This window comes from Vibrio sp. RE86 (assembly GCF_013114545.1).
In the GTDB taxonomy this organism is placed as follows: domain Bacteria; phylum Pseudomonadota; class Gammaproteobacteria; order Enterobacterales; family Vibrionaceae; genus Vibrio.
Genome location: NZ_VTXI01000019.1, coordinates 55,925 through 69,408, shown reverse-complemented (window position 1 = coordinate 69,408; position 13,484 = coordinate 55,925). Strand labels below are relative to the sequence as shown.

General features: G+C 45.3%; 11 protein-coding genes. 2 read left to right on the top strand and 9 right to left on the bottom strand.

Going from position 1 to position 13,484, the window contains the following annotated elements:
• Positions 1–102 precede the first annotated feature (102 nt).
• The gene (gene leuS, locus F0231_RS16585; RefSeq protein ID WP_171760817.1) at positions 103–2,676 is read right to left on the bottom strand and encodes a leucine--tRNA ligase; all 2,574 of its coding nucleotides are present in this window, start codon (positions 2,674–2,676) and stop codon (positions 103–105) included.
• Between the two features lie 157 nt (positions 2,677–2,833).
• Here leuS and F0231_RS16580 point away from each other — a divergent pair, with 157 nt between their 5' ends.
• Positions 2,834–3,304 carry a zinc ribbon-containing protein gene (locus F0231_RS16580; protein WP_171760816.1) on the top strand — a complete coding sequence of 157 codons (471 nt, stop codon included), beginning with the start codon at positions 2,834–2,836 and terminating at the stop codon, positions 3,302–3,304.
• 75 nt (positions 3,305–3,379) lie between these two features.
• Here the strand turns inward: F0231_RS16580 and lnt are convergent, their stop codons facing one another.
• The 5 genes from lnt to miaB form a co-directional block, all read right to left on the bottom strand.
• Complete coding sequence (gene lnt / locus F0231_RS16575; protein WP_171760815.1) at positions 3,380–4,888, bottom strand: apolipoprotein N-acyltransferase; 1,509 nt, start codon at positions 4,886–4,888, stop codon at positions 3,380–3,382.
• Positions 4,889–4,925: 37 nt separating this feature from the next.
• A complete protein-coding gene (corC, locus tag F0231_RS16570; RefSeq protein ID WP_171760814.1) occupies positions 4,926–5,825 on the bottom strand; it encodes a CNNM family magnesium/cobalt transport protein CorC in 900 nt (299 codons plus the stop codon).
• A 73-nt stretch (positions 5,826–5,898) separates the two neighbouring features.
• Complete coding sequence (ybeY, locus tag F0231_RS16565; protein WP_171760813.1) at positions 5,899–6,360, bottom strand: rRNA maturation RNase YbeY; 462 nt, start codon at positions 6,358–6,360, stop codon at positions 5,899–5,901.
• A gap of 2 nt (positions 6,361–6,362) precedes the next feature.
• Positions 6,363–7,475: a PhoH family protein gene (locus tag F0231_RS16560; RefSeq protein ID WP_171760812.1), complete on the bottom strand. Its 1,113-nt coding sequence runs from the start codon at positions 7,473–7,475 to the stop codon at positions 6,363–6,365.
• Between the two features lie 96 nt (positions 7,476–7,571).
• Positions 7,572–8,996, bottom strand: a complete 1,425-nt coding sequence (miaB, locus tag F0231_RS16555; RefSeq protein WP_171760811.1) for a tRNA (N6-isopentenyl adenosine(37)-C2)-methylthiotransferase MiaB — start codon at positions 8,994–8,996, stop codon at positions 7,572–7,574.
• A gap of 286 nt (positions 8,997–9,282) precedes the next feature.
• Between miaB and F0231_RS16550 the strand changes: the two genes are divergently transcribed.
• Positions 9,283–10,461 carry a 2-octaprenyl-3-methyl-6-methoxy-1,4-benzoquinol hydroxylase gene (locus tag F0231_RS16550; RefSeq protein WP_171760835.1) on the top strand — a complete coding sequence of 393 codons (1,179 nt, stop codon included), beginning with the start codon at positions 9,283–9,285 and terminating at the stop codon, positions 10,459–10,461.
• Between the two features lie 68 nt (positions 10,462–10,529).
• Here F0231_RS16550 and crr read toward each other — a convergent pair whose 3' ends face one another.
• From crr to F0231_RS16535, 3 genes are all read right to left on the bottom strand, one after another.
• Positions 10,530–11,039, bottom strand: coding sequence for a PTS glucose transporter subunit IIA (gene crr / locus F0231_RS16545; RefSeq protein ID WP_008081455.1), 510 nt, complete (start codon positions 11,037–11,039; stop codon positions 10,530–10,532).
• 105 nt (positions 11,040–11,144) lie between these two features.
• On the bottom strand, positions 11,145–12,869 hold the full coding sequence (gene ptsI / locus F0231_RS16540) for a phosphoenolpyruvate-protein phosphotransferase PtsI (RefSeq protein ID WP_171760810.1): 1,725 nt from the start codon (positions 12,867–12,869) through the stop codon (positions 11,145–11,147).
• Positions 12,870–13,008: 139 nt separating this feature from the next.
• Positions 13,009–13,266, bottom strand: a complete 258-nt coding sequence (locus tag F0231_RS16535; protein WP_171760809.1) for an HPr family phosphocarrier protein — start codon at positions 13,264–13,266, stop codon at positions 13,009–13,011.
• Positions 13,267–13,484 lie beyond the last annotated feature (218 nt).

Sequence of the window (13,484 nt, the reverse complement as noted above, 5' to 3'; positions counted from 1 at the left end):
GCTAAAACCTTAAGATAAATAAAGCAGGGCAATGCTTTCCTCTAGAGAAAAGAGATACCCTGCTTATGACTTACTTAAAAACGATTAGTTCGCGGCACTTTGTTAGTTTGCCACAATGTTCAGAAGTTTACCTGGTACGTAGATAACCTTGCGTACCGTTTTACCTTCTGTGAACTTAGTAACGTTCTCATCGTTTAGACCGATCTTTTCGATCTCTTCTTTAGAGATGTCAGCAGGTACAGTCAGCTTCGCACGTAGCTTACCGTTAACTTGAACGATGATTAGCTTCTCGTCTTCAACTAGCGCTTTTTCATCAAACGTTGGCCATGCAGCATTGTCGATGTCAGTTTCGCCAAGACCTGCCCACATTTCGTAAGAGATGTGCGGAGTGATTGGGTAAAGCATCGCAACAACCGCTTTTAGTGCTTCATCAAGGATCGCACGATCTTGCGCTGATTCTTGAGGCGCCTTCGCTAGCTTGTTCATTAGTTCCATGATAGCTGCGATTGCTGTGTTGAACGTTTGACGACGAGCGATATCGTCAGTCACTTTCGCGATAGTCTTGTGAACGTCACGACGAAGTGCTTTCTGGTCGCTAGACAGTGCAGATGCATCAACCGCTTCTGCTGCGCCTTTCGATGCGTGCTCGTTTACTAGTTTCCAAACACGTTTCAGGAAGCGGTTAGCACCCTCAACGCCAGACTCTTGCCACTCAAGTGTCATGTCTGCAGGTGATGCAAACATCATAAATAGACGTACTGTGTCAGCGCCGTACTTGTCTACCATCTCTTGTGGGTCGATACCGTTGTTCTTCGACTTAGACATTTTGATCATGCCTGAGTGTGTTACGTCACGGCCTTCGTTGTCTTTTGCAGAAGTGATGCGGCCTTTACCGTCGCGCTCTACAGCAACGTCAGTTGGTGCAACCCACTCTTTACCGCCTTTGTCGTTCTCGTGGTAGAACGCATCCGCTAGGACCATACCTTGACACAGTAATTGCTTGAACGGTTCGTCAGACGTTACGTAACCTGCGTCACGTAGAAGCTTGTGGAAGAAGCGTGAGTACAGTAGGTGCATACAAGCGTGCTCGATACCACCAATGTACTGGTCTACTGGTAGCCAGTAGTTTGCTTTTTCTGGATCTAGGATGTCATCAGCTTGTGGTGAACAGTAACGTGCGTAGTACCAAGAAGATTCCATGAACGTATCGAACGTGTCAGTCTCACGTAGAGCTGGTTCGCCGTTGAATGTTGTCTTCGCCCACTCTTTGTCAGCTTTGATTGGGCTAGTTACGCCGTCCATTACCACGTCTTCTGGAAGAATAACTGGTAGTTGGTCAGCTGGTACTGGGTGAACTTCACCATCTTCAGTGGTTACCATTGGGATTGGAGCGCCCCAGTAACGTTGACGAGATACACCCCAGTCACGTAGACGGAAGTTTACTGTCTTAGTGCCTTTGCCTTCTGCTTCTAGCTTCGCTGCGATTGCATCGAATGCCGCTTGGAATTCAAGGCCGTCGAACTCACCTGAATCAAACAATACACCTTTCTCTGTGTACGCTTCTTCTGCGATGTTTAGCTCGCTGTCATCAGCAGGCTTGATCACTGGGATAATGTCTAGACCGTACTTAGTCGCAAACTCGTAGTCACGTTGGTCGTGTGCAGGTACTGCCATTACAGCGCCTGTACCGTAGTCCATCAGTACGAAGTTAGCCACGTAAACTGGAACTTCACGACCGTTCAATGGGTGAATAGCAGTAAGGCCAGTTGCCATACCTTTCTTCTCCATTGTCGCAAGCTCAGCTTCCGCTACTTTGTTGTTCTTACACTCTTCGATGAAGGCTGCAAGCTCAGGGTTGTTCTCAGCTGCCACTGCTGCTAGAGGGTGACCTGCTGCGATACCCACGTAAGTCACACCCATTAGTGTGTCTGGACGTGTTGTGTAAACTTCTAGGTCTTGTGGACCTTTCACCTCGAACTTCAGTTCTACACCTTCAGAGCGACCGATCCAGTTGCGCTGCATGGTCTTAACCATTTCAGGCCAACCGTCTAGGTTATCTAGATCGTCTAGTAGCTCTTGAGCGTATTCAGTGATCTTGATGAACCACTGTGGGATCTCTTTTTGCTCTACAGGCGTGTCACAACGCCAGCAGCAGCCATCTTCTACCTGCTCGTTAGCAAGTACTGTTTGGTCGTTTGGACACCAGTTAACTGATGAAGTCTTCTTGTAAACTAGGCCTTTGTTGTAAAGCTTAGTGAAGAACTCTTGTTCCCAACGGTAGTACTCAGGCGTACATGTTGCGAATTCACGGTTCCAGTCGTAACCAAAGCCTAGAAGCTTAAGTTGGTTCTTCATGTACTCGATGTTTTCGTAAGTCCATGGTGCAGGAGCTGTGTTGTTCTTAACCGCTGCGTTTTCTGCTGGAAGGCCGAATGCATCCCAACCGATTGGTTGCATTACGTTTTTGCCTTGCAGACGTTGGAAACGAGATACCACATCACCGATTGTGTAGTTACGCACGTGACCCATATGCAGTCGGCCGCTTGGGTAAGGGAACATTGATAGACAGTAGAATTTTTCTTTGTTTGGGTCTTCACTTACAACAAAGGTCTTGTTGTTGTCCCAATGCTGTTGAACTTTCTGTTCAATATCTTGCGGGTTGTATTGTTCTTGCATCGATGATGTCCGGTTATCTTGGAATTTGTGAGTTCGGTTAGAACAGACTTAAATAGATCGTCATAGAATACCTAAAGGAACGAGGTACAACAATAGCTATCCCCGTCATACTTGTATTTAGGGGAACACATGGATTGGAATCTTGAGGAGGTGCGCTATGCCAAAACGTAAAGCCAGTTATGAAGAGATGCTCGATGACGTGGTAGAGACGCTCAAACATAGCCCAGATGAAGTGAACCACGTTATAGAATCGTCAGGAAAAGTTGCACGAGCCGCCAATGATCTCACCAAGGATGAAATGGCGCTTGTATCCGCCTACGTAAAGTCAGATTTGAAAGAGTTTGCTGACAATTACGAAGATTCTAAAAGTGGTCCATTTTACTTAATGATTGCTGATTCTATTTGGCAAGGATTGCTTGATATCACTGATCGAACCAAGGTTGAGTGGGTTGAACTTTTCCAAGATCTGGAGCATCAAGGCTTGTATCAGGCAGGAGAGGTGATTGGCCTTGGTCATTTGGTTTGTGATGACTGTGGGCACAAGACTCAGTACAACCATCCAACGATTATCATTCCATGCACTAAGTGTGGCTGTAAAGGGTTTAGTCGTCAGCCATTGAAGCCTTAGCCAACGTCATTCCATAGAGTGACGACGGTGATAACAAAAAAGGGTTGATGCCTTCACATCAACCCCAGTCTTTCTCTAGTCTCTTAATTTCCAACCTATCATCAAACTTAACACTACCCAGATGTAGAGAGGCCATGTGCCGATGTTTCTGTACGGTGTAGAACCGACTGTCGCTGTGATCTCTGCTCTTAAAACGGCCGTTTCGAATTGCGGTACTTCAGCTCTGATATGACCTAAATGATCTGTGACCGCTGTAATACCGTTGTTGGTTGCACGAATAACGGGCTTACCCAACTCAAGCGCGCGCATTCGGGCAATTTCCATATGTTGTAATGGACCAATCGAGCGGCCAAACCATGCATCATTGGAGAGTGTGAGAATGTAATCGGTCTCATCATTTACATTCTGTCTGAGCTGCTCGTTGAAGATGATTTCATAGCAGAGCGCTGGTGCCATCTGTTTATTGTTCGCATCGATATTGGGTTGAATAAAGTCCCCACGACTGAACGATGACATCGGCAAGTTAAAGAAAGGTGCAATCGGCCTTAAGATATTTTCAAACGGGACAAATTCACCAAACGGCAATAGATGGTGTTTGTGATAGCGTAAGTTCATGTCATAGCTGTAATCGCCGTTCGCGGTTTGACCAAGCGTTAAAATGCTATTGTAGAACTTTTTATCTTCGCCTTGGTTTACGATGCCAGTGATTACCGCGCTGTTATTCATGCGTGCTGCAGAATCGAGATTACGCAGGAATGAAGAGATCTCATACTCAAAAGCAGGAATTGCGGCTTCAGGCCAAATGATAATATCGGCATCCCAGTTTTCACGGGTAAGATCTGTGTATTTCATAATGGTCGGCCAGCGTTGACTTGGCTGCCATTTGAGTTCTTGGGCGATATTACCTTGGATAAGAGCGACTTTGGTTACGTCATTAAGATTGGGTGTCACCCATTGAGAAGAGTGCAAACCAAAACCCGCCGATAGAATGACGCCAGGGATTAGAAAGTGCAGCCATTGCTTATGCAAGCAAGCGTAAGCTATCGCTGCCGCTGAGGTTACCACCAATAGAGTTAATAGCTCGACCCCGCCGATTGGTGCAAAATTTGCGAGAGGACTTTCAATTTGACTATACCCAAGCCAAAGCCAAGGAAACCCGGTCATTACCCAGCCGCGTAGCCAATCGAAAATAAGCCAAAGGGCGGGAGCAGCTAAGAAGAAACGAGTGCGGTTAGATTGAGGGAAGAATCGGTTCAAACTCCAGCTAAAAAGTGCAGAGTAAACGGCTAAATAGCCGACAAGTAATGTCATCAAGAATACGCTAGCGATTTTGGGCATACCGCCAAAGTTATCGATACTAACGTGTACCCAACTGATTCCTGTTGCAAACTGACCTATGCCCCATGCGTAGCCTGTCCAAAGCGCCTGTTTAGCCGTTTGACGGTGGATAAGTAGCAACAGGAGCGCAGGGCTGATAAATGCCAGAGGCCAAAGCTCGTAAGGAGCGAAAGCAAGAGTGGTGGATGCGCCAACAAAAACGGCCGCAAGCGGCCGTTTGAGGCGATGAATAAGTGAATTGTTCATCGTTATATTCTTTGTGTTCCCTTATGGGAGAGTAGCGTTACTCTTCGGTAGAGTCTGTAACAAGCTCTTCGTCTGGGATGGTAACCTGAAGCTGTAACACGCGGCGATTATCAGCAGAGGTAACTTTGAAGCTATAACCTTCAATCTCTACCACTTCCCCACGTGATGGTAAGTGACCAAATGCTGTCATTACCATACCACCTACAGTATCTACTTCCTCATCACTGAATGAAGTGTTGAACGTATCGTTAAACTCTTCGATTGTGGTGAGTGCTTTCACTGCAAATGTGTGTTTGCTCAGTTTACGAATATCTAGCTCTTCTTCGTCGTCGAATTCGTCTTCGATCTCTCCAACGATTTCTTCGAGAATATCCTCGATGGTGACAAGGCCAGATACCCCACCGAACTCATCGACAACAATCGACATGTGATAACGTTCTTCACGGAACTCTTTCAGTAGGCGATCGACACGCTTACTTTCAGGAACAACAACCGCAGGACGGATAACTTGTTCGATATCAAATGGTTCGCTGCCAGAGCCCAAGTATTTAAGTAAGTCCTTCGCAAGCAGAATACCTTCAACATGGTCTTTATCTTCGCTGATGACTGGGTAGCGAGAGTGCTGAGCATCAGTGATGAGGTTAACCAAAGTGTCTAAATCGTCACTACGGTCAACAGTAACCATCTGCGAGCGCGGTAACATGATGTCGCGCACACGCATTTCTGAGATCTCCATGACACCTTCGAGCATATCGCGAGTGTCGTGGTCGATCAGGTCATTCTCTTCAGAGTCACGGAATACTTCCACAAGCTCTTGGCGATCTTTTGGTTCACCTTGAAAAAGTTGACCTAGGCGTCCGAAGAAGGACTTTCTACTCGGACCTTCAGATTTTTCTTTCTTACCTTCTAGAGAAGAGGGCGAATTGTCTTCGTTCATTGTTTCTCATTTAAGTAACGCTATCAGATGTGTGATAGCACACGTTGAGGGATTAGCGAAAATCGCTATCCCTCTATTTCTCTGCAATATAGGGGTCTTCAAAGCCCATATCTTGCATGATTTCTGTTTCGAGTGACTCCATCTCTTCAGCTTCGTCATCCTCGATATGATCATAACCTAGCAGATGCAAGCTACCATGTACAACCATATGCGCCCAGTGAGCCATGAGAGGTTTGTTTTGCTCTACCGCTTCACGTTCTACAACTTGTCGGCAGATGATTAGATCGCCTAGTAAGTTGATTTCCATGCCTGGAGGCGCTTCAAATGGAAAAGACAGCACATTGGTTGGCTTGTCTTTTCCACGGTACTCATGGTTGAGCTGGTGGCTCTCTTGCTCATCCACTAGTCGAACGGTCAGTTCTGCATCCTTTTGGAAAGGGATGATGGTTTTATCTAACCAAGTTTGAAAATCTTGCTCAGTAGGAAGACCTTCTTCACTTTCGACTGCGAATTGTAGATCGAGTTCAATGCTCATGCTTAGTTATTCTCTTTTACCGTCGTACTTGTTGCTGTCGCTGCGGCTTCTACTAACGCTTGGTTAGCTGCCTGCTGCGCTTCACGCTCTTCACGACGGATGCGATCGCGTTCTTTACGCTCTTTCTGATCCTTTGCTTCCCACTTTTCATAAGCATTAACAATGCGCGCAACGACTGGGTGACGAACAACATCGTCTGCTAGGAAGAAGTTAAAGCTGATGTCATCCACGTCGCTCAGTACTTCAATCGCATGACGAAGTCCTGACTTCGCACCTCGTGGTAAATCAATCTGAGTAATGTCACCGGTAATGACTGCACGAGAGTTAAAACCGATACGCGTCAGGAACATCTTCATCTGTTCAACAGTGGTGTTCTGACTCTCATCAAGAATGATAAATGCATCGTTGAGAGTACGGCCACGCATATAAGCAAGCGGTGCTACCTCGATAACATTACGTTCGATCAGTTTCTCGACTTTCTCAAACCCAAGCATCTCAAATAGAGCATCGTAAAGAGGACGTAAGTAAGGGTCGACTTTTTGGCTCAAGTCACCAGGTAGGAAACCGAGTTTTTCACCCGCTTCAACAGCAGGACGAGTCAGCAATATTCGACGAATCTCTTGGCGCTCTAAAGCATCAACTGCGGCTGCAACCGCCAAGTAAGTCTTACCTGTACCGGCAGGACCAATACCGAACGAGATGTCATGAGTCACCATATTCATCAAGTACTGACCTTGATTTGGTGTACGAGGTTTAATGACACCTTTTTTAGTCTTGATGAAGACTTCTTTGCCGTGCTCAAAACTTGCTTCTAGATCTTGCTCTAATACACCCGTTTCCTTTATCGCGAGATGAATCTCGTCAGGTTCAACATCAGGAATGTTGCCACGAACTGGCGCGGTGTTGACATAAAGCGTTTTGATAATTTCGAGTGCCGCTGCGCTAGTGTGCGGCTTGCCTACGATAGTAAAGAAGTTGCCACGATAGCTAATTTCAACGCCTAAACGACGTTCTAGATGCTTAATGTTGTCATCGAAAGGACCGCACAGGCTTGCTAAACGGCGGTTATCTGAAGGTTCTAGATTTATCTCTAGAGTAACAATTTTATTGCTCAAAGTTGCCTCACATTTGAAGAAGCCCGATTTAGACCGGGCTTCTAATGATCTTAAATACCTTTTCTAAGATGGATACTCAGAGCGGTAATTTCAAGCTTAAGGCGTAAAAGTCGCTACACCTAGCTCATCTTCGCGTTTTGTTTTCGCCATCATTTGCGTTGGTGAAATCATAGTACGAAGGTCCATGTCTTTCTCAGTACGAACCAGTTCACCACGTAGAGAGTTTGCAAATACATCGGTAATCTTCACATCAACAAATTGACCAATAAGGTCGGCATTGCCTTCGAAGTTTACAACGCGGTTGTTCTCTGTACGTGCGCGAAGCTCCATTAGATTCTTTTTAGATGGACCTTCAACAAGAACGCGTTGCTCGGTGTCCAACATTAGACGTGAGTAGCGCATTGCCTGTGCATTAACCGTTTGCTGTAGTTCGTACAGGCGCTCTTTCTTCTCTTGTTCTGGCACATCACATGGGTAATCCGCTGCTGGCGTACCTGGACGTGGTGAGAAGATAAAGCTGAAGCTCATATCGAAATCAACGTCTTTGATTAGCTTCATGGTGTCTTGGTGATCTTTTGCTGTTTCACCAGGGAAGCCAACAATAAAGTCAGAGCTGATTTGAATATCAGGGCGCGCTTTACGTAGCTTACGAATGATCGACTTGTATTCGATAGCCGTGTGCGGACGCTTCATCATAGTAAGAATACGGTCGCTACCACTTTGAACCGGCAGGTGAAGGAAGCTTACTAGCTCTGGTGTATCTTCGTAAACGGCGATGATGTCATCAGTAAACTCAAGCGGGTGGCTTGTTGTGAAACGAATACGGTCAATACCATCGATAGAAGCAACAAGACGAAGCAGTTCTGCGAATGAACAGATATCACCTTCATGTGTTGGGCCACGGTATGCGTTAACGTTCTGACCTAGAAGGTTTACTTCACGGACGCCTTGGTCTGCTAACTGTGCGATTTCGAATAGTACGTCATCCATCGGACGGCTTACTTCTTCGCCACGTGTGTATGGAACAACACAGTAAGTACAGTACTTAGAACAGCCTTCCATGATTGAAACGAACGCCGTTGCACCTTCAGCACGTGGTTCTGGTAGACGGTCAAATTTTTCAATCTCAGGGAAAGAGATGTCCATGACAGGAGCGTCGTTGCTTTGAGATTGTTTGATCATCTCTGGTAGACGGTGCAGAGTTTGCGGGCCAAAGATAACATCAACAAACGGTGCACGTTCACGGATGTGGTCGCCTTCTTGAGTCGCTACACAACCACCAACGCCGATAACAACGCCTTCTTTCTTGTCTTTTAGAGTTTTCCAACGACCAAGCTGGTGGAACACTTTTTCTTGCGCTTTTTCGCGAATAGAACAGGTATTGAGTAGAAGTACATCTGCCTCTTCTGGATCTTCTGTCAGTTCAAAGCCATTTGCGGCATTTAGAAGGTCTGCCATTTTTGATGAATCGTATTCGTTCATCTGGCAACCCCAGGTTTTAATTAGCAGTTTCTTACTCATTTGTTCGCTCGATCGTTAGTTTAAAATAAGGGAGCAAATCGCCCAGTGTTACAATAGGTCATCTATAAAATAATGCTGTTGATGACTCAAATTTCTGCTCACAATGCAGAGAGCGGCGTATTGTACTGCTTTAAAAACCGACTGACTAGTGCTGCAAGCAAATCAATTCAAAGCGTTATTAAACAAGGGATTTGCCCGTATAGCGGCTGAGGTTTTTGGTTACATTTTAGTAATGAAAACGTACAATGAAAAACAGCCAAATAATCAATATGATGAAGAACAAATTATGAGCGATTTTGATGTTGCCGTTATTGGTGGTGGCATGGTCGGTGCTGCGACCGCCATTGGTTTTGCGAAACAAGGGCGCAGTGTTGTCGTTGTTGATGGCGCTGAGCCAAAAGCTTTTTCTTCGGATCAACCAATGGATATTCGAGTATCTGCCATTTCAGAGCATTCTGTGGCAATTCTTGATCAGCTCGGCGCGTGGGAATCAATTTCTCAAATGCGCGTATGCCCGTATCGCCGCTTAGAGACCTGGGAACATCCTGAATGCAGAACCCGCTTTCATGCAGAGCAGTTAGAGATGGAGCAGTTAGGTTACATTGTTGAGAACCGACTGATACAACTAGGCCTTTGGCAGCAGTTTGAAGCGTTCGACAACATCACACTTCATTGCCCTGATACGTTAGAGAACATTGAGTTTGGTGATGTAAATACCGTTCAGCTGGCTTCAGGAACCCGATTTAGTGCAGGCTTAGTTGTCGGAGCGGATGGCGCAAACTCAAAAGTTCGCCAACTAGCGGGTGTCGGGATTACTGCTTGGGATTACCGCCAGCACTGTATGCTCATCAATGTTGAGACCGCACTTCAACAGCAAGACATTACTTGGCAGCAATTTACGCCGTCAGGGCCAAGATCGTTCTTGCCATTGTCTTCTTTGCAAGTGGATGGGAAAGAAGTCGCTCAAGGTTCTCTGGTTTGGTACGACTCGCCAAGTCGAATTAAGCGTTTATCTTCTATGTCATCTGCTGAGTTACGTGAGGAGGTGTTGGCCCATTTCCCACAGGAATTAGGGGATATCAAAGTGCTTCAATCCGGCTCGTTTCCTCTGACCCGACGTCATGCTCAAAAGTACCATGCGAGAAACTGCGTCTTAGTGGGTGATTCAGCACATACTATTAACCCGCTTGCAGGGCAGGGGGTAAACCTTGGCTTTAAAGATGTCGCGGTGTTGTTGGATGTCACGAGTGGTCAGAGTGAACTATCCGCAGAACGATTAAGTCAGTATGAGCGTAAACGTCGCCCTGATAATCTACTGATGCAGTCTGGAATGGACTTCTTCTACAAGGGCTTTAGTAATGATGTTGCACCGCTTAAGCTACTTAGAAATGCGGCACTAAAAATTGCAGAGAACACAGGCCCACTTAAAGCGCAGGTATTGAAATATGCGTTGGGACTGAATTAGAAAGAGAAAGTTGAGATACAAAAAACGCAGCCAATGGCTGCGTTTTTTCGTGTTCGGCTAAGTAGAGATTACTTAGTTACACGTAGAACTGGAGTCTCACCAACAGTTACAGAACCAGCAAGCTTGTTTAGCTCTTTGATTTCGTCCATGTTAGAGATAACAACAGGAGTTAGAGTCGACTTCGCTTTTTCTTCTAGAAGAGCTAGATCGAATTCGATGATAGTGTCGCCAGCTTTAACTGCTTGACCTTCTTCAGCAATACGCTTGAAGCCTTCGCCTTTTAGTTCAACAGTATCGATACCGAAGTGAACGAATAGCTCAACGCCGTCGTCAGACTCGATAGAGAAAGCGTGGTTAGTTTCGAAGATCTTACCGATAGTACCGTTTACTGGAGCAACCATTTTGTTGCCAGCAGGTTTGATAGCGATACCGTCACCAACGATTTTCTCAGCGAAAACAACATCTGGCACATCTTCAATGTTAACGATTTCACCAGATAGAGGTGCGATGATTTCGATTGCACCAGCGTCAGCGCTGTCGTCAGATACTAGCTTCTTAAGTTTGTCAAACAGACCCATTGTGTCGTGCTCCTAACGTTTTAATTTAATTCTGTCGAATTATAGTATACCAATCTCACAAGATAGACGACAATTTTTGCCGTCTATCTCATTGGAATTAGCTAATTATTGAGTTTTCTCGGCGATGAATTTTTCTACTACTGCTTCGATTTCTGCAGCTGTTGGTAGAGAAAGCGCTTCTTCAGCCATTGCTTTAACTTCAGCGAAGTTAGAGTTACGGATTACTTTCTTCACTTTAGGGATTGAGATACCGCTCATTGAGAACTCATCTAGACCCATACCAAGTAGAAGTAGAGTTGCACGCTCGTCGCCTGCTAGCTCACCACACATACCTGTCCACTTACCTTCAGCGTGAGACGCATCGATAACCTGCTTGATTACTGTTAGTACAGCTGGTGATAGTGGGTTGTATAGGTGAGAGATCATCTCGTTACCACGGTCTACTGCTAGCGTGTACTGAGTAAGGTCGTTAGTACCGATAGAGAAGAATGCGACTTCTTTCGCTAGGTGGTGTGCGATAGCTGCTGCTGCTGGAGTCTCAACCATTACACCGATTTCGATCTCTTCGTCAAATGCATGACCTTCAGCGCGAAGTTCTGCTTTGTACTCTTCGATTGCTTTCTTCAGTTCACGGATCTCTTCAACAGAGATAATCATTGGGAACATGATGCGAAGCTTACCGTGTGCCGATGCACGCAGAATACCACGTAACTGATCACGTAGGATTTCACGACGGTCTAAGCTGATACGTACTGCGCGCCAGCCTAGGAATGGGTTCATCTCTTGTGGAAGATCCATGTAAGGAAGATCTTTATCACCACCGATGTCCATAGTACGGATAATTACCGACTCACCGTTCATTGCTTCAGCAACTTCTTTGTACGCTTGGTACTGCTCTTCTTCAGTAGGAAGTGCATCACGGTCCATAAATAGGAATTCAGTACGGTACAGACCTACGCCTTCACCACCGTTACGGATGATGCCGTCACAGTCTTTAACAGTACCGATGTTGCCGCAAACTTCTACACGGTGGCCGTCTAGAGTTTCTGCGTGCAGGTCTTTTAGCTTAGCTAGTTCTTCTTTTTCAGCAACGAATGCCGCTTTAACTGCTTTCGCCTCTTCTAGCTCTGCTTCAGATGGATTGATAACAATCTTGTTGTTCATCGCATCTAGGATAAGCATGTCGCCGTTTTTAACTTGCTTAGTGATATCGTTTGTACCAACGATAGCAGGAAGTTCAAGTGAACGTGCCATGATAGATGTGTGAGAAGTACGACCGCCGATATCACAAGCAAAACCAAGAACGTAATCTAGGTTGATTTGTGCAGTTTCAGATGGCGTTAGGTCGTAAGCTACTAGGATAACTTCTTCATCGATATCGCTTAGAGAAACGATGTTGATGCCTAGAGCGTTCTTAACAAAACGTGTACCGATATCACGGATGTCAGTTGCACGTTCTTTTAGGTATTCGTCGTCTAGAGATTCTAGAGCTGATGCTTGCTCTTCGATAACTGTGTAGATTGCGTTATCAGCGTGCATCTTGTCTTTTTTGATCAGTGCTAGGATTTCTTCCTCTAGCTCTTCGTCTTCAAGAAGCATGATGTGACCTTCAAAGATCGCTTCTTTTTCTTCACCGAAAGTCTCAAGTGCTTTCTGCTTAACAATTTCTAGCTGAGCTGAAGATTTGTTACGAGCGTCAAAGAAACGCTGAACTTCTGATTCAACTTGGTCTTCAGTGATAGTGTTTGTGTTTAGAACGATTTCATCTTCTTGAAGTAGTAGTGCTTTACCGATAGCAATACCAGGAGATGCTAGGATGCCTGAAATCATAGCCTTACCTTAAATTGGTCAACTTTAAAAACGGGAGAATAATGAGTGCGCTAACGAATAGTTGTAGCTTATATATGGGCCTATTTCCAACAAAGCCATTTTGCTTTCACAAAATGGCTTTGAAAATAGTAACACCTGATTAGTGTAGCTCGTCCATTAGAGCAACTAGGTGGTCTACAGCTTGTTGAGCTTGAGGGCCTTCAGCTGAGATAGAAACTACAGTACCTTTAACTAGGCCAAGAGTTTGTAGTTTGAATAGGCTTTTCGCGCTAGCGCTTTTGCCGTTAGAAGTCACAGTGATGTCTGCGTCGAATGCTTTAGCTTCTTTTACGAACTGTGCAGCTGGACGAGTGTGAAGACCGTTTTCTGCAGTGATTTCTACTTGCTTCTCGTACATGTTATATACCCCAATTGATTTATTTTGATAGTTTCTTAACCAGACCTAGCTTAACGCCAAATACGATATTCTGCTAGATGCAGAACGTTCATTTCGTGTCAGAACTGATACTGGTTGTAAATTCTACAATCGCGCTTCTAGTCTACGCCGTCTTTCGCAATTGACATAAATTCTTATTTAGCTTCTTTATTTTGAAGCTAAAAATAAAACAGGACTGA